Source organism: Phytoactinopolyspora halotolerans, assembly GCF_010550675.1.
GTDB lineage: Bacteria > Actinomycetota > Actinomycetes > Jiangellales > Jiangellaceae > Phytoactinopolyspora > Phytoactinopolyspora halotolerans.
Genome location: NZ_JAAGOA010000007.1, coordinates 222001 through 238743, shown reverse-complemented (window position 1 = coordinate 238743; position 16743 = coordinate 222001). Strand labels below are relative to the sequence as shown.

Here is a 16743-nt window from a genome sequence, read left to right as displayed (position 1 = left end):
TTGCGCCAGTTCAAAGGCGGCCCGAGCGGCCTTCGCCTCGGTGTTGGTGGTTATCGCAAACATTTCCCGTGACGACGGCGCCGCTGGGCGCACGGTGCTCATGTCGAGCCGGCGCGCGGCCGCCGCGTACAGTGGCTGGCAGACATTCCGTGACCGGCAGGCGAGGTAACAGAGCATGGCCGACGACGCACTCGAGCGCGCCCTGGCGACGTTGCGCGAGGGCGGGCACCGCGTCACCCCGGCGCGCCACGCTGTCATCGCGACGCTGGCCGGCGTCGACGGTCATCCCGGTGCCGAAGAGCTGTGCGACCGTATCCGTGAGCGCCACCCGGCCATTCATCGTGCGACCGTGTACCGCACGCTGGAGACGCTGACCGACCTCGGCATCGTCACCCACGTGCACATCAGTGGCGGCGCAACCGCCTACCATCTCACCAGCGACGTCGGTATCCATCCGCACCTGCACGCCAGCTGCCGGGTCTGTGGCAGCATCATGGATCTTCCGGACGGCCTGCTCGACGCGGTGAGCAAGGAGCTACGCGACCGGCTTGGATTCGAGCTCGATCCGCGCCACGTCGCGCTCTCCGGCACCTGCCGGGCCTGCCGCGATGCCGGCTGAATCGCCCGTCGGGCGAATGGCACGCCGGCTGAATCGTACCCCGGCCGAACCGGCTCGTCCGGCGACGTCGGGGATGCCTGCCGTTCACGCGTTCGACCTTTGACGCGACCTAGTCGCATGTGCGACATTGTTGTGCGACCTGGCTGGGCATAGCTTGGGCAGGGCAGGACTGCGGGGGAGGGAAGGCGACGGTGACGGTCGAGACGCGGGCCGAACCCCCGTTCCTCGCCGAGACGACGCCGGACGACGACCTCGGCCACGCCGACCGGCGCCGCCGCACCGTCACCTGGATCGCCGGACTGGGCCTCGGGCTGGTCGTCAGCCTGCTGCTGGCCGTCGGTATCGGCGCGGTGGCCGTCAGCCCCGCCAACGTCGCCCGGATCATCCTGCATCACGTGACCGGCGTCCCGGAGCAGGTGACCTGGAGCGCGGCCGAGGAATCGATCGTCTGGCGGGTCCGACTGCCGCGGGTGCTGCTCGCCGCGGTCGTCGGCGCTGCTCTCGCCGTCAGCGGCGTCGTGCTCCAGGCGATGGTGCGCAACATGCTCGCCGACCCGTACCTGCTGGGCGTCACCTCCGGAGCGTCCACCGGGGCCGCCGGGGCGATCCTGTTCGGCTTCGGCGCCGGTCTCGGGGAGAACGCCCTCTCGGCGAGTGCCTTCGCCGGTGCGCTCGGGGCGTCGATCGTCGTCTTTGTGGTGGCCCGTGCCGGTGGCCGGATCACGTCGCTGCGGCTGCTCATGGCCGGGGTGGCGGTCGGCTACGCGCTGTATGCGGCCACCAGCTTCCTGATCTTCGCGTCGGACTCCGCCGAGGGTGCACGTTCGGTGTTGTTCTGGCTGCTCGGCTCGCTCGGGCTGGCTCGCTGGTCGGTCGCGTTCGTGACAGTCGTCGTGATCTCCGCGGCGGCGATCGGGCTGTTCACTCTGTGGGGCCGGCAGCTCGACGCGCTCGCCATCGGCGATGACACCGCGCGCACCCTCGGGGTGCCGGCCACGGCGCTGCGGGTGCGGTTGCTGGTGGTCGTCTCGCTCTGCGTCGGCGCCGTCGTCGCCGCAGCGGGCGGGATCGGCTTCGTCGGCCTGGTCATCCCGCACATCGCGCGACGGTTCGTCGGAGCGGTGCACCGGCGCGTGATACCGGTCGCCGCGCTGATCGGGGCGATCTTCTTGGTATGGGCGGACGTCGTCGCGCGGGTCGCACTTCAGCCGCAGGAGCTGCCGATCGGCATCATCACCGCGCTCGTCGGCGCTCCGTTCCTGCTCATCCTCGTCCGCCGGTTCCACGCGTTCAGTGGTTGACCGAACCGTCCTTTCGATCTTGGGGAGACGCACAGCATGCAGTCCACGACGCGACGACGGAGCCGAGTTCGGATCACCCTGCTGGCAGCGGCCGCGGCGTCGACGATCGCGGCGTGCGGCGGCGCCGGCGCGGCGTCGACCGACGGCGAGAGCGCCGAAGGGTTCCCGGTCACAGTGGAGAACTGCGGCATCGACGTCACCTTCGACGAGCCACCCAGCCGGGTGATCCTGCTGGAAAGCGCGCCGGTGACGATCCTCGAGGGTCTGGGCGTGCTCGACTCGGTGGTGCTGCGGGCCGGTGCGTTCCCGCCCGCCTATTACGATGCCGAGACCAATGCGGCGATCGAGAAGATCCCTTCCATGGGCGACGAACTCGACGACAAGGGGCACCTGCAGATCTCGTTGGAGACCATCATCGATGCCGAACCCGATCTGGTCTTCGGGCTGCCGGACGGCATGAGCCGCGACGGTCTCACCGACGCCGGCATTCAGGTCCTCGAACAACCGACATTCTGCGCCGACGCCGAGGGCGCCACGACGTTCGAGAACATCTACGAGCAGGTGGAGACGTACGGGCGCATCTTCGACCGCACGGACGAGGCGGACGCGTTCGTCGACGAGCTGAACGGCCGGGTCGAGGACGTGCGAGCCACCGCGGAAAAGCAGGGCGGCGGCCGCACCGCGGCCGTGCTGTATCCGACGGTCGGCGGCGGCAGTGGCTACGCCTACGGCAATAAGAGCATGGCGCACCCGCAGCTGGAGGCGGCCGGGTTCGAGAACGTCTTCGACGACGTCGACGAGCGTGTCTTCGAGGTGACGCTGGAACAGCTCATCTCCCGCGACCCGGACGTGCTGGTGCTGCTGCACGTTGACGGTGAGCCGGGGCCGGTGAAGGATGCCGTGGTCAACCTCCCCGGAGCGGAGTCGCTGACCGCCGTCGCCAACGACGACATCCTCGTCCAGCTGTTCAACTTCACCGAACCGCCGACGCCGGTCTCCATCGACGGCCTGGAGCGGATCGCCGAGCACTTCGGTGGTGGCGGATGATCCGCGCGGACGACGTCTCGTTCGCCTACGGCGACGTCGACGTGGTCAGCCGCGTTGCGCTGACCGCGGATGCCGGCCGGATCGTCGGTCTGATCGGGCCCAACGGCAGCGGCAAGACCACCATGCTGCGGACGCTCTACGCCGCGCTGGAACCGCGGACGGGGACAGTCCAGGTGGACGACGAGCCGGTGGCGTCGATGAAGCCGCGTGAGCTGGCGCTGCGGATGGCCGTGGTGGCGCAGGAGGGCGATACCGAACTGCCGTTGACCGCCGCCGACGTCGTGCTGCTCGGCCGGGCTCCGCACCTGTCCACGTTCGCCCGGCACACGCGCGAGGATTTCCGGATCGCCGCGGAGTCGCTGACCCGGGTGGGAGCGCGCCACCTGGCCGACCGTGCGTTCGGCCGGCTCTCCGGGGGCGAGAAGCAGCGGGTGCTGATCGCTCGTGCGCTCGCGCAGCGCGCCCGGCATCTGCTGCTCGACGAGCCGACCAACCATCTGGACATCCGGTATCAGCACGAGATCCTGCAGCTGGTACGCGAGCTGGAGGTGACGACGGTGGTGGTGCTGCACGATCTGAACCTGGCCGCGCGGTACTGCGACGAGCTGATCCTGCTGGACTCCGGACGGGTCGCGGCTGCCGGCCCGCCGGATGTGGTGCTCCGTGCCGAGGTGCTGGAACCGGTCTACCAGATCGGCGTGCAACGGGTGGAGACCGAGGACGGCTTCCAGCTGCTGTTCAGTCCCGCGTTCGTCGCCGCCGGATCGAACGGCAACCGGAAAGAAGAACGGACGAGGACGGGAAGCACCACGTGATCGGAGAGTCCGCGTCGGCGACGAACGTCGCAGCCGACGTGCAGCACACCATCAACCGTTACTGGGACGACCGGGCCGCGAGCTACAACGCGAACCATGTCCGCCAAGTCTCCAACGCACAGATCCGTGCGGCCTGGGTGGACGTGTGGAGCCGGGCGTTGCCGCCGTCCCCGGCGCGGATCCTCGATGTGGGCACCGGCACGGGGCACGTGGCGCTGCTTCTGGCCGAGCTCGGGTACGACGTGGTCGGTATCGACCTGGCGCCGGGCATGCTGGAACAGGCCCGAGCCAAGGCCGGCGGGCTGGAGCGGCCGCCGGTCTTCCTCCCGGGCGACGCCGTGGATCCGGATGTCGAGCCGCGAAGCTTCGATGCGGTCACGGCGCGCTACGTACTCTGGACGCTGCGCACTCCGGAGCTCGCCGTCCAGCGCTGGCTGCGCCTTCTGCGCCGCGACGGCACGCTCGCCGTGGTGGACAGCACGTGGTTCCCGGACGGCATCCAGGAGAGCCGGGTGGCCAGCGACCCCACCCGAGCACTCCCGGAGTTCGCCGAGCGCTACAACCGCGCGGTGGTAGCGGCGCTGCCGTTGGCCGAATCGGCGACGATCGACGACTCCGCGGCCCGGATCCGCGCCGCCGGGTTCGAGGCGGTCACCGTGCAGCCGTTACCCGAGCTGCTGGAACTCGACCGCCGGTTCGGCGTCGCGGACGGCCACGACGTGCGGATGCAGTACCTCATCACCGGTCGCTCTCCTGCCCGGTGATGAGGCCCTCGTAGATCCGCTCGAATGCCTCCATGCCGTGCCCATCGGCGACCTGCTGGTCGACGAGCGCCTTCACCGGCCCGATCACGTGCGGCGCGACCCCGCCATCCCGGCTGGCCCGGACGATGGCATCGACCGCTGACTTGGTGAAGACCAGCGTCTGCTCGTCGGAGGTGGAGTAGTCGCCGCTGTCCATGCGGACAGCGTGCTCAGCGAATGAGCCGGCCACGGTGGTGAGCCATGCCTCCGCCCGGCCGGCGAAGTCCTTGGCGGACATTCCGGCGCTGCGGACCATGGCCGCGCCGTGGTAGAAGCCGGCGAACATGATGTACATGCCGGCCAGCAGTGCGAAGTCGCAGAGTGCGGCGAGGCCGGCGTCGTCGCCGAAATACTCGGCCGTTCCGAGCAGCTCCAGAGTCTGGCGATGCTCTTCGAAGACGTGCGTCGAGCCGCTGTACAGGATGGAGGCATGCGGGCCGCCGATCATGTCCGGCGTGGCCATGATGCCGCCGTCCAGGTAGTCGATGCCGTGGTCCGCGGCCCATGCGGCCAGCTCGCGGGCTTCCTCCGGCGTGGTGCTGGTCAGGTTCACCACCGCACGTCCGCGCAACTCGTGCGCGGCCGGGTCGAGTACCTCGTGTATCGACGCGTGGTTCAGCAGGCAGACGATCACAAGCCCACCGGTGGCCGCCGCATCAGCGACGGTCGTGGCGCGTTGCGCGCCCGCGTCGACCAGCTCCGTGTCCTTGCCGACGGAGCGGTTCCAGACCGTGGTGGAGAGGCCGGCGTGGACGAATGCCGAGGCCAGGGCCCGGCCCATCGCGCCAAGGCCGAGAACTGTGACGGAGGCGTCCGGGGAGTGGGTCATGAGTGATGGCTCCTGAGTCGAGGGATGTGGAAGGTGCGGCACCGCGCTTGCGGCCGCAAGGTGCTGAACTCGAGCGTGGACCTGTGCCGCCCATACGGCAAGTACCTACTTTCTCGTGCAATACTTACCGTCAGGTATGTGTCGAGGCGGCAGGGGTGTGCGGTGCAGAACGTGCGATGCGGACCATATGTGTGTGGTATCGATGCGGCGATGGACGTCGTCGGCGGAAAGTGGAAGTCGCTGATCTTGTGGGAGCTGGACAACAAGGGCACGCGCCGGTTCGGTGAGCTCAGGCGCGGCCTGCCGGGTGTCTCCGAGAAGGTGCTGATTCAGCAGCTACGCGAACTGGAAGAGGACGGGATCGTTCACCGCGAGGTCTACCGTGAGGTGCCGCCCCGGGTCGAGTATTCGCTGACCGAACTCGGGGTCTCGCTCAATGCGGCTCTGGAGCCGCTCGGGGAGTGGGGGATGAAGCGTATGGAGCTCATCGGTGCGCAGCGCGTCGAGCACTGAGCCGCTCATCCGGCGCCGATCACGGATCGTGCGCCCGCGACACCTCCCCACCGGCGCATACGCGGCGCATAATGAGCAGGTATCGGCCGGACAAGGAGTTCGTCATGGGGACCCGTCTCAATCCGTACCTGAGTTTCCGCGACACAGCGCGGCAGGCGATGGAGTTCTATCAATCGGTTTTCGGCGGCGAGCTCAGGATGAACACCTTCGCCGAGTTCCAGGCCAGCGATGACCCCGCCGAGCAGGACAAGATCATGCACTCCATGCTGGAGACGGAGAGCGGCCTGGTCTTGATGGCGGCCGACACCCCGAACAGCATGGAATACGTGCAGGGACACAGCATCTCGATCTCGCTCAGCGGCGACGACGAGGCCGAGCTCCGCGCCTACTGGGACAAGCTCTCCGCAGGCGGAACCGTGACCATGGAGCTGGAGAAGGCGCCCTGGGGTGACGTGTTCGGCATGTGCGTCGACCGCTTCGGGGTGGCCTGGATGGTCGACATCGTCACATCCGACTGACCGGTCGCTCGCGTTTCGGACTCGCCCGGCGGGGAACATCCTGCCCATGCGCTGGGCGAGATTGGGACAGGCGCGCGAATCCGTGCAGCGGGCATGGAGACGGCGCGGTGATGAACGCAGCGCGCTGATTCAGGTCATCAAAGGGATCATTGCCAGCCTGACGTCTTACCTGTTCGCGGTGTATGTGCTCGATTCGCAGGTGCCGAGTTTCGGACCGTTCGCCGCACTGCTGGTGGTCCAGGTGACCGTCTACCGCTCCGTGCTGCATGCACTGCGCTACATGGTCGCCGTCGTGGTCGGGCTGGCGTGTGCCGGGCTTATCGGTCTGACTCTGGGGGAGACGGTGTGGACGCTGGCCGTCCTGGTCACCCTGACGCTGATCATCGGTCAGTGGCCCCGGCTGCGGGAGTTCGGCCCGCAGGCGGCGATCGTCGGGATCTTCACCTTCGCGGCCGGAGGCGGCAACGATATGGATTACCTGGTCAGCTTGCTGCTGACCGTGGTGTGCGGTGCCGTGGTGGGGACCGTCACCAACCTCGCGTTCGTGCGACCGATCCGGTTCGCCGACGCCGCGGAAGCCGTGGACAACGTCTGCTCCGCCATCGCCGACATGCTGGACGAGATCGCGGGCAGATTGCGCGAGGATGATCCGCTCACCGACGCCGATGCGTGGCGAGAGCGTGCCGACCGGATGACCGACACGGTGCAGCGGGCGCGCACGGAGATCGATTTCGAGGCGGAGAACGCTCGCCTCAACCCACGGCGCCTGAGATACCGCGAGCGGCCGGTGTTCACCGACTACCGGGATGCGATCGACGCGGTCAGCCGGTCCGCCGGGGAGTTGCAGGGCGTCACGCTCGCGCTCCGGTTCGCCCGGCAGCGCGAAGACGGGGATATCAAGGAGACGTTCCTGGGCGAGTTCCTGCCGCAGTACGCCGACCTGTTGGACTCGGCAGCCGAGGCGGTGCATCTGTTCGGTCAATACCACCGCCTTCTGGAGGAAACGGACGGCGACCTGCGGGGGGCGCTCGAGGCGGCCTTCGACCGCCTCGACGACCTGTCTGGCATGCTGCGAGACTCTCACCCGTCCGACGCCCGGACCATCGCCGACTGCGGCACTCTCCTGATCGAGGTGGACCGGCTGCTCAGCCATCTGCTCCGATCCGGATCGCGGCAGATACCCGATCTCTCCGACCTGGACGGCGAGGCGGAGGCGGAGGCGGCGACCGGCGATGCGGACGGCCGCCGTCGCGGATGACAGCATGTCCATCCTGGTGGCTGCCCGCCACCAAGGGCTCGGTCACCGCCCGGCGCCCAGCAGCCCGTCGTCGTGGGGAAGATCGAATGCCGCTGCGACGGGCGCGCTGAGCAGCCGGCCGTCATGCGTACTCAGTCCGCGGGCCAGCGCGTCGTCGTGTCGTACCGCCTCTCGCCAGCCGAGGTCCGCCAGCCGGAGTGCGTACGGCAGCGTCGCATTGGTCAGCGCGTGCGTGGAGGTCGCCGGGACGGCGCCCGGCATGTTCGCCACGCAGTAGTACACCGTGTCGTGCACGGCGAAGGTGGGCGCGTCGTGCGTCGTCGGACGGGTTCCCTCGAAGCAGCCGCCCTGGTCGACGGCGATGTCGACCAGCACGGCGCCGGCCTTCATCCGCGCCACCGTGTCGAGCGTGACCACCCGTGGCGCGTGTGCCCCCGGCACCAGGACAGCCCCGATCACTAGGTCCGCCCCCAGGACGGCCCGTTCGATCTCGTACGCGTTCGCGGCGACCGTGCGCACTCGGCCGGTATATCTGGCATCGACCGCCCGGAGCTTGTCGACGTCGAGATCGAGCACGGTGACGGCGGCGCCCATACCGACCGCGATGGCCGTCGCGTTCATCCCGGATACGCCCGCGCCGATGACGACGACCTCGGCGGGCCGGACGCCCGGAATCCCGCCGGGCAGCACGCCGCGCCCTCCGGCGGACCGCATCAGGTGATACGCACCGACCTGCGGTGCCAGCCTGCCGGCCACCTCACTCATCGGGGCGAGCAGCGGCAGAGCGCCGTCGGCGCGCTGGACCGTCTCGTAGGCGATGCCGGTCACGCGGCGTTCCAGTAGCGCATCGGTGCAGGCGCGCGAGGCAGCCAGGTGCAGGTAGGTGAAAAGTACCTGGCCGGCGCGCATGCGTGGGTATTCCTCGGCCACCGGCTCCTTGACCTTGAGCACCAGTTCCGCTTCGGCCCAGACGTCGTCGGCGGTGTCGAGGATCTTGGCGCCGGCGGCCAGGTAGTCGTCGTCGCCGATCGCGGACCCGGCGCCGGCGTGCCGTTCGACGTACACGTCGTGGCCGCGTTCGGACAGCTCGCGCACGCCTGCCGGTGTGACGGCGACGCGGTACTCGTGGTTCTTGACCTCGCGGGGGATACCGACCTTCATGAGAGTTCCTCAGGCTTGTGGGGGTTCGACGGGGCGGCGCGCGTACTCATCGAACAACTTGCCTGTGGAGCCGGCAACCGGCATTCTGTCGGCGTTACAAGCAATTCACGACAGACTGTCAGGAGACTCCTGGATGTTACCGACGGTGGCGGAGGTGCTGTCGCTGCCCGCCGTCCGCCAGGGGAGACCACACGTGGTGGCCGGGGTCGATGGATTGAATCGGCGCGTACGGTGGAGCCACTCCGCCGAGGTGTCGGACATCGCGCGCCTGCTGCGCGGCGGTGACCTCGTCCTCACCACCGGCATCGCGCTGCCGTCGGATGACGCCGGGCTCGCGGCGTACGTGGCCGATCTGGTCGAGGCCGGTGCCGCCGGGCTGATCGTCGAGCTCGGTCGCCGCTGGGAGTCGGAGCTGCCGGCACCGATGCTGGACGCGTGCGACGACGTCGACCTGCCACTGGTCATCTGGCGGCGCGAGGTGCGCTTCGCCCGGGTCACCGAGGCGATCGGCGAACTGGTGGTCGATGCGCAACTCGGCGAACTGCGGGCAGCCGAACAGATGCACCAGACGTTCACCGAGCTGAGCATCGCCGGCGCGGAACCCGGCGAGATCCTCGCCGAGATCCGCAGGTTGGCCGGCTACCCGGTCGTGCTGGAGTCCACCCGGCACCACATCCTCCACCTCGACGCCGGCGACGACGACATCGACGTCGACGTCGACGAGTTGATCTCCGGCTGGGAACGCCGGTCCAGGTCGGTGGCGCCGGTGGAACGCACCGCCTATGACGAGGCGACCGGGTGGTTGGTGACCGTGGTCGGAGCCCGCGGCGACGACTGGGGCCGGTTGATCATCGTCTGTCCGGACACGCCGCCGCAGCGGCTCGTCGTCCTTGCCGAGCGCGGCGCGTCGGCGCTCGCGTTGCAGCGCCTGGCCGCCCGGGATCGGGAGAGCCTCGAACGGCAGACACACCGGACGCTGCTGGCCGCGCTCACCGCCGAACGCCCGTGGGACGACGCGGTGCTGGCCCGCTGTGCCGCGGCGGGCGTGCCGTTGCCGGACCGGCAACTGGTCGGTTTGGTGGTCCTGCCCGCCGACGACAACGCGCCGTCCGCGCCCAAGCTGCGCGACCTCACCGAAGTGGCTGCCGCCGCTGCCCGGGCCGCGGAGTTGCCCATGCTCGCCAGTGTGGTGGACGACGAGGCGGTGCTCTGCCTGCTGTCGTTGCCGCGCACCGCCGACGGCACCGGCACCGTCGACGGGCTCGCGCGGCGGATCCGCCGGGCCGCCGCGTCCGCGCCACGCCCGGTACCGGTGCTGGTGGCCGCCGGTACGACGGTCAGTGCGGTGCAGGCCGCCCGCAGGACCCTCAATGAAGCCCGGCAGGTGGCCGCCGCAGCGGCGCGGGCCGCGACCCGCGCGGATGTCGACTGCCACCGGCTGGAGGACGTCCGGCTGCCCGGGTTGCTGCGATTGCTCGGTGACGACGAGCGCATGCTGGCCTTCGCGGAGCGGGAGCTAGGGGCGCTGCGCACCTACGATCAGCAGCACGGCACCACACTGATGAACGTCCTGCGCGGATATCTGGATCACGGCGGACGTAAGAGCGCGGCGGCGGCTGCGTTACACCTGTCCCGGCCCGCGTTGTACGAGCGCCTGGCCCGGATCGAGCAGGTGCTCGGTGTCGGCCTGTCGCATGCCGAGTCGGTCACGTCCCTGCATGTGGCGATGCTGATTCTGGATGGCCGCTCGCGGACAGGGTCGTAGGGCGGTGGCCACCGGGCGGGTCGTGCCTCGCACAATGGAGCCATGACCGAGCGCAAGCCCGGGGGCATGAGCTTCGAATCGTGGATCGACAAGCAGATCCGCGAGGCGGAGGAGCGCGGGGAGTTCGACGATCTCCCGGGCACCGGCAAGCCGCTCACCAACCTCGGCCGGTCCGACGACGAGATGTGGTGGATCCGGCAGAAGATGGAGAGCGAAGGGCTCTCCACCGAAGACGCGCTTCCGACGCCGCTGCGGCTGCGCAAGGAGCTCGCCCGGTTGCCGGAGACGGTGCGTGACCTGCGCACCGAGCAGGCGGTGCGGGACGCGGTGATCGCCCTCAACCAGCAGATTAAGGAGCATCTGCGCGCCCCGTCCGGTCCGCGGATCATCGTTCCGCTGGCCGACGTCGACGAGATCGTCGAAGGCTGGCGTGCGGCCCGGGGCGTCACGGCCACGCCCCGGTGTGAGGTGAGCTCCGACGCCACGGATGCGGGCGTCGATGCTCTCCCGGCTGGAGAACGTCGCCGCAGGTGGTGGCGGTTCCTCCGGCGGCGCGCGAGGTAGCGCCAGGGGGCGGCGCATACCCGAGCCGGTACCGGGTAGGGCCCGGGGCAAAGCGTCGTCAACAGGAGCAAAGCGTCTCCAAGAGGAGGAGCCATGCGTGCCGTCGTGTATCAAGGACCGAACGAGATCGAGGTCCAACAGGTCGACGATCCCCGTATCGAGGATCCCACCGACGTCATCGTCCGGATCACCACCACGGCGATCTGCGGCAGCGATCTGCACATGTACGAGGGACGGACGGCCGCCGAGCCGGGAATCGTCTTCGGACACGAGAACCTCGGCGTCGTCGAGGAGGTCGGACCGGGTGTGGCCACCGTCAATCAGGGTGACCGCGTCGTGATGCCGTTCAACGTGGCGTGCGGGTTCTGTAAGAACTGTCGCGGGGGCAACCCGGCGTTCTGCCTGACCGTCAACCCGCCGGGCGCGGGCGGTGCCTACGGCTACGTCGGCATGGGCCCGTACCGGGGTGGGCAGGCGGAGTACCTGCGGGTGCCGTTCGCCGATTACAACTGCGTCCAGCTTCCGCCGGGCGAGGAGCACGAGCAGGATTTCGCCATGCTGGCGGACATCTTCGCCACCGGCTACCACGCCACCCAGCTCGCCGACGTACGTCCTGGAGAGACCGTCGCCGTGTACGGCGCCGGACCGGTCGGCCTGATGGCGGCGTACTCGGCCATCATCCGCGGAGCGGCCCCCGTTTACGTGGTGGACAAGGTGCCGGACCGGCTCCGGCTCGCCGAGCGGATCGGCGCGGTGCCGATCGACTATTCGAAGGGCGACGCCGTCGAGCAGATCAAGGATCGCAACGGCGGGCAGACGGATAAGGGCATCGACGCCGTCGGCTACCAGGCCACCGTCGCCGAAGGCGAAGAGCAGCCCGCATTGGTGCTGAACAATGTGGTGGACACGGTGCGGCCGACCGGGACCCTCGGCGTGGTCGGCCTGTACCTGACGTCCGATCCCGGCGCGCCGGACGAGAACGCCGCGCAGGGACGGCTGCTGTTCGACATCGGCAAGTTCTTCGAGAAGGGCCTGCGGATGGGTACCGGCCAGGCCAACTCGCGCATGTACTCGGATTTCCTGCGCGATCTGATCATCCAAGGTAAGGCGGAGCCGAGTTTCGTGGTCTCCAAGGAAGTGCCCCTCGACCAGGCGGCGGACGCGTACGCCCGGTTCGACCGGCGCGAGGAAGGCTACTCGAAGGTCGTGCTGAAGCCCGCCGCCTGAGAACGGGCGGGGCCGCCGCCCGGTGCTCGTCCACAAGGAGGTGGTTGAGATGAGTGACGAGGCGGCCACGGAACCACAGACGACGGAGCGACAAGCAGCTGCACGCCGAGCTCCGCCGGTAGCGGCGCTGGCTTCGGTAGGCGCCGAGATCGTCGGCACCTTCATCCTGGTGTTCTTCGGTGCAGGCACGGTGGTGGCGCTGCAGGAGCCGGTCGGGGGTCCGGTGGACCTCCCGCCGCTGGCGGCGCTGGCCATCGGGATCGCCTTCGGTTTCGCCGTGCTGATCTGCGTCTACGCATTCCTGCACGTCTCCGGTGCGCACATCAACCCGACCGTCACCGTGGGGCTGGCCGCGGTAGGGAAGTTCCCGTGGCGGCTCGTTCCCGGTTACCTCGCCGCACAGCTGGCCGGAGCGGTTCTCGCCGCACTCGCGCTGTGGATGATGTTCAGCGGGGTCGCACGGGAGGATCCGGTGAATCTCGGAACCACCGCGGTCGGTGATCGAGGCTGGGGCGCCGCCTTCGCCACCGAGGTGATCCTCGGTGCGATCCTGGTCATCGTCGTCATGGCGACGGCGGTCGACGAGCGTGCGACGGCGGCAGGGACCGGACTGGCCATCGGCCTGACGATCGCCGCCGGCGTGATCGTGACCCTGAACGTCTCCGGCGGATCGTTCAACGCGGCGCGGACGCTCGGACCGATGATCGTGGCGGCCGATTTCTCCCACTGGTGGCTCTACCTGATCGCGCCGACGCTGGGTGGTGTGCTGGGAGCGTTCTGTTACGACAAGCTGTTGCAGCGGGGTGAGTTGCCCGCCTGACGGGGGCCGGCAGGCAGGTGGGCGGTGCGCCGCCGCCGGGAGGCCGACGGCGCCGGGTCGTTACTGCGGGAGCTCCGGTTCCCGCGCCAGGGCGGCCCGGCCGCCGTCGACGGGGATGACCGTGCCGCTGACGAAGCTCGCCTGCTCGGAGAGGAGATACGCGATCGTGCCCGCGACCTCGTCCGGTCGTCCGACCCGCTCCAGGGCGTGCAGCATCTCCGTCTGGCGCGCCCAGGCCGAGCCGTGTTCGGCTCCGAACCTGGCGACGTCGTTCACGTAGCGTTCGACCGCGATGGTGCCGAGAGCCACCGCGTTGGCGCGGATGCCGTGGTGTCCGTAGTCGACGGCGACGGCCCGGGTCAGCCCTTCGATGGCCGATTTGGCGGTGGCGTACGGCAGGCATCCGGGCACGGGCCGCTGCGCCTGATGCGACGAGAGGTTCACGATCGCGCCGGCGGTGCCGGCGTCCAGGAACGTCCGGACCGCGACGGCGCAGCCGGTGACGGCCATCCGGAGGTTGACGTCGATGGCGCCGAGCACGGCGGCGAGGTCCCCGTCGTGCAGCGAGACATCCTGGAACACCGCCGCATTGTTCACCCAGCCGGACAGGGTGGCGCCCTCCTGGGCACGCTCCGCCGCCCGGTTCGCGACGTCCTCCTCGGCGGCGCTGCCGATGACGGCATGGATGCGATCCTTGGCCGGATGATCGTCGACCCAGCCGAGCAGCTCGTGCTCGACCTCCACGACGACGACGCGGTCGCCCCCGGTCAGCAGCCGCTCCACGACGGCACGGCCGACACCACGCCCGCCTCCCGTCACCACGTGCGATGCCACAGCCATGCACATGCTCCTCTCGATGTTGTGTGCGGCATGTCGGCGAAACGACCCGGAGTCAGAGCTCAGTAGGGAGCCGACAGCCCGTCGAACATATGGATATCAATGCCGGAGGGCGAGGCGGCGCTGGATCCGGCGGAAGGGTCCCGGCGCCCACCAGTTGGCCGGACCCATCAGCTTCAGGACCGACGGTACCAGCAGCATGCGGATCACCGTCGCATCCAGCGCCAACGCGAAGATCATGCCGATTCCGACGAATCGCATCATCTGAATGCTGGAGAGCGAGAACGCTCCGGTGACCACGATCAGCAGCAACGCCGCGGCGGTGATCACCCGGCCGGACTTGACCAACCCGATGCGGATGGCTTCCTCCGTGCCGGCGCCACCGGCGTGCGCCTCGACGATCCGCGACAGCAGGAACACCTCGTAGTCGGTGGAGAGCCCGAAGATGACCGCTGCCATCAGCACCACCATGCCGAGCACCATCGGCTGGGGTGTGACGTTGAGCAACCCAGCCCCGTGCCCGTCGACGAATATCCAGGTCAGCACGCCGAACGTGGCGGAGAGGCTGACCGCCGCCATGATCGCCGCCTTGATCGGCAGCACCACGGAGCCGAACGCCAGGAACAACAGGACGAACGTGGCGCCGACCAAGACGAGCGCCATCAGCGGCAGCTGCTCGACGATCGCGTCCAGGCTGTCGGTGTCGAGTGCGGTGATGCCGCCGACCAGCACCTCGGCGTCTGGCGGCGGCTCCAGTGCCCGGATGTCGTCCACCGCGCGCTGAGCGGGGCCGCCGGTCGAATCACCGTCGTACTGCGCCTCGAACACCACCAGTGACGCCTGCGGCGGACTGGTGCGTTCGACGGCTGTGACGTCCGGCAGGGCCTGAACGCGTTCGGCGAAGGCGGCGGCCGCGTCGTCGGGAACATCGCCGTCGTCGGCGTGCATCACCACCTCGATGTTGTCGCCTCCGATGGCCGGAAACCCGGCCTCGAGTTCCTCCACGGCGACGCGCGCCGGGCTGCCGTCCGGAAGCACCCGCTCGTCCGGGGTCGCGAAGGTGGTGTTCAGGAAGGGTGAGATCAACACGGCCAGGACGGCGAGGATCGGCACCGAGATGAGGATCGGTCGCCGCATCACGCCGTCGGCCAGCCGCGACCAGAACGCGGTCCGCTCGGTGCGCTCGGCCCTGAGCACGCGGACCCGGCCGGCATCCACACGGTGTCCGAGCAGGGCGAGCATCGCCGGCATGGCCGTGAGCGCCACCACCGCCGCCAGCGCGACGGCACCCATCCCGCCGTAGGCGAGCGACACTAGGAAGTTCTGTGGGAACAGCAGCAGCGTGGACAGCGCGACCACCAGCAGGGTCGCGGAGAACGCCACCGTGCGTCCGGCCGTGCCGACGGTGCGTGCCACGGCGCTCTCGGTGTCGTTCCCGGCAGCCAGCTCCTCCCGGAACCGATTGACGATGAACAGCCCGTAGTCGATCGCCATCCCGAGGCCGAGCAGGCCCGCCACGTTCACGGCGAACTCGTTCACCTCGGTCGCGGCGGCGATCAACCGGAGAACTCCGAACGCGGTCGGAACCGTCAGCACGCCGATGAGCACCGGCAGCGACGCGGCGACCAGGCCGCCGAAGATGATGATCAACAGGATCATCGTCGCCGGGAGGGCGATCGCCTCGGCCCGGAAGAGATCCTCCCTGGTCTGTTCCGACATCGCCGACTCGAGCGGTACCGGGCCGGTCAGCGTCGTGCGGGCACCCTCGACCTGGAGGATCTCCTCGACCGCGTCCAGCTGCTCTTGTTTCTCGCTGGAGTCGGCGCCGGCCAGTGTCACCAGCGCCAGCGCACTGCGACCGTCGTCGCTGATCAGGAAGGTCGCCCCGGAATCCCAGTAGGTCGTCGCGCCGGCGACCGCATCCTCCGGCAGACGGTCGATCGCCTCCTGGACCCGTGAACCGAACGCCTCGGTGTCGACACGTCCGCCGTCCGGCGCGCGGTAGACGGCGACCACGTCGGCGGACGTCACGGCCGGGTCGGACTCCATCAACCGCTCGGCCTGGACTGCCTCACTGTTCGGATCCTCGTATCCGCCCTGGACCGTCGCGTCGAAGACACCGACCCCGAAACCTCCACCGACGATGGCGATGACGACGGCCACCAGAAGCACAGATCGGCGACGCCTGGCGACGGCCCGGCCCCAGCGATCAAACATATGAGAGACGATATCCAGGTGCACGAGAACGTTGAGTCCTGGCCCGACGGAGACTGGGTGGTCCGCCGCATCACCGGCAGCGCCTCCACCAAGCCGTACCGATGTCCGGGCTGTGACCAGCTGATCAGGCCCGCGACACCGCACATCGTCGCGTGGCCCACCGAGAGTTCGACGTTCACGGGTGCGGGGATCGATGAACGGCGGCACTGGCACACCGGCTGCTGGAACGCCCGCGCCCGCCGTCGTCGGCGCTGAGCTCACGGCCGCGACCGCGGCAACGCGCGCGCTTGATGAGTGTCCGTTGCGTATACGGCGGCTTTGATGGCTCTGAAACGACGCTGAGGCTCAACAAGCACGCGAGCCACACGAAAAAGGTCGGGCGCCCCGCACCACCCGGCGCCCCCCCCGTAACAATGGGGACCCGCCCGACGTGTGGGGGGGGCCCAGAT

General features: G+C 69.2%; 17 protein-coding genes. 13 read left to right on the top strand and 4 right to left on the bottom strand.

Features of this window, described 5'->3' with window-relative positions:
* Positions 1-175: 175 nt before the first annotated feature.
* The 5 genes from G1H10_RS12520 (at position 176) to G1H10_RS12500 (ending at position 4546) form a co-directional block, all read left to right on the top strand.
* The gene (locus G1H10_RS12520; RefSeq protein WP_163737726.1) at positions 176-619 is read left to right on the top strand and encodes a Fur family transcriptional regulator; all 444 of its coding nucleotides are present in this window, start codon (positions 176-178) and stop codon (positions 617-619) included.
* Between the two features lie 191 nt (positions 620-810).
* Positions 811-1920 (top strand): FecCD family ABC transporter permease, encoded by a 1110-nt coding sequence (locus G1H10_RS12515; protein ID WP_163737724.1) that lies wholly within the window; start codon positions 811-813, stop codon positions 1918-1920.
* A gap of 36 nt (positions 1921-1956) precedes the next feature.
* Positions 1957-2967, top strand: a complete 1011-nt coding sequence (locus G1H10_RS12510) for an ABC transporter substrate-binding protein (protein ID WP_163737721.1) — start codon at positions 1957-1959, stop codon at positions 2965-2967.
* Positions 2964-3782 (top strand): ABC transporter ATP-binding protein, encoded by an 819-nt coding sequence (locus G1H10_RS12505; RefSeq protein ID WP_163737719.1) that lies wholly within the window; start codon positions 2964-2966, stop codon positions 3780-3782. Before G1H10_RS12510 ends, G1H10_RS12505 begins: the two co-directional genes overlap by 4 nt.
* On the top strand, positions 3779-4546 hold the full coding sequence (locus G1H10_RS12500; RefSeq protein WP_163737714.1) for a class I SAM-dependent methyltransferase: 768 nt from the start codon (positions 3779-3781) through the stop codon (positions 4544-4546). The genes G1H10_RS12505 and G1H10_RS12500 overlap by 4 nt, the downstream gene beginning before the upstream one ends.
* On the opposite strand, the gene G1H10_RS12495 is transcribed toward G1H10_RS12500, so the two are convergent.
* Positions 4521-5414, bottom strand: coding sequence for an NAD(P)-dependent oxidoreductase (locus tag G1H10_RS12495; protein WP_163737711.1), 894 nt, complete (start codon positions 5412-5414; stop codon positions 4521-4523). The two genes, G1H10_RS12500 and G1H10_RS12495, sit on opposite strands and share 26 nt — an antisense overlap.
* 210 nt (positions 5415-5624) lie before the next feature.
* Between G1H10_RS12495 and G1H10_RS12490 the strand changes: the two genes are divergently transcribed.
* From G1H10_RS12490 to G1H10_RS12480, 3 genes are all read left to right on the top strand, one after another.
* Positions 5625-5927, top strand: a complete 303-nt coding sequence (locus G1H10_RS12490; RefSeq protein ID WP_163737707.1) for a winged helix-turn-helix transcriptional regulator — start codon at positions 5625-5627, stop codon at positions 5925-5927.
* 104 nt (positions 5928-6031) lie between these two features.
* Entirely contained in the window at positions 6032-6445 is a 414-nt protein-coding gene (locus tag G1H10_RS12485; protein WP_163737705.1) for a VOC family protein, read from the top strand.
* Between the two features lie 46 nt (positions 6446-6491).
* The gene (locus G1H10_RS12480) at positions 6492-7703 is read left to right on the top strand and encodes an FUSC family protein (protein WP_163737703.1); all 1212 of its coding nucleotides are present in this window, start codon (positions 6492-6494) and stop codon (positions 7701-7703) included.
* A gap of 42 nt (positions 7704-7745) precedes the next feature.
* Here the strand turns inward: G1H10_RS12480 and ald are convergent, their stop codons facing one another.
* Complete coding sequence (gene ald / locus G1H10_RS12475) at positions 7746-8864, bottom strand: alanine dehydrogenase (RefSeq protein WP_163737700.1); 1119 nt, start codon at positions 8862-8864, stop codon at positions 7746-7748.
* Between the two features lie 133 nt (positions 8865-8997).
* On the opposite strand from ald, the gene G1H10_RS12470 reads away from it, so the two are divergent.
* The 4 genes from G1H10_RS12470 (at position 8998) to G1H10_RS12455 (ending at position 13240) form a co-directional block, all read left to right on the top strand.
* Positions 8998-10629 (top strand): PucR family transcriptional regulator, encoded by a 1632-nt coding sequence (locus tag G1H10_RS12470; RefSeq protein WP_163737697.1) that lies wholly within the window; start codon positions 8998-9000, stop codon positions 10627-10629.
* A 42-nt stretch (positions 10630-10671) separates the two neighbouring features.
* Complete coding sequence (locus tag G1H10_RS12465; RefSeq protein WP_163737694.1) at positions 10672-11193, top strand: DnaJ family domain-containing protein; 522 nt, start codon at positions 10672-10674, stop codon at positions 11191-11193.
* Between the two features lie 93 nt (positions 11194-11286).
* Complete coding sequence (locus G1H10_RS12460; RefSeq protein WP_163737691.1) at positions 11287-12420, top strand: glutathione-independent formaldehyde dehydrogenase; 1134 nt, start codon at positions 11287-11289, stop codon at positions 12418-12420.
* A 49-nt stretch (positions 12421-12469) separates the two neighbouring features.
* Entirely contained in the window at positions 12470-13240 is a 771-nt protein-coding gene (locus G1H10_RS12455; RefSeq protein ID WP_163737688.1) for an MIP/aquaporin family protein, read from the top strand.
* A gap of 60 nt (positions 13241-13300) precedes the next feature.
* Here the strand turns inward: G1H10_RS12455 and G1H10_RS12450 are convergent, their stop codons facing one another.
* On the bottom strand, positions 13301-14080 hold the full coding sequence (locus G1H10_RS12450; RefSeq protein ID WP_163737686.1) for an SDR family NAD(P)-dependent oxidoreductase: 780 nt from the start codon (positions 14078-14080) through the stop codon (positions 13301-13303).
* Positions 14081-14176: 96 nt separating this feature from the next.
* The gene (locus tag G1H10_RS12445) at positions 14177-16294 is read right to left on the bottom strand and encodes an MMPL family transporter (RefSeq protein WP_163737683.1); all 2118 of its coding nucleotides are present in this window, start codon (positions 16292-16294) and stop codon (positions 14177-14179) included.
* Between G1H10_RS12445 and G1H10_RS12440 the strand changes: the two genes are divergently transcribed.
* Positions 16295-16549 carry an Rv1322 family protein gene (locus G1H10_RS12440; RefSeq protein WP_163737681.1) on the top strand — a complete coding sequence of 85 codons (255 nt, stop codon included), beginning with the start codon at positions 16295-16297 and terminating at the stop codon, positions 16547-16549.
* The last annotated feature ends 194 nt before the right edge of the window (positions 16550-16743 follow it).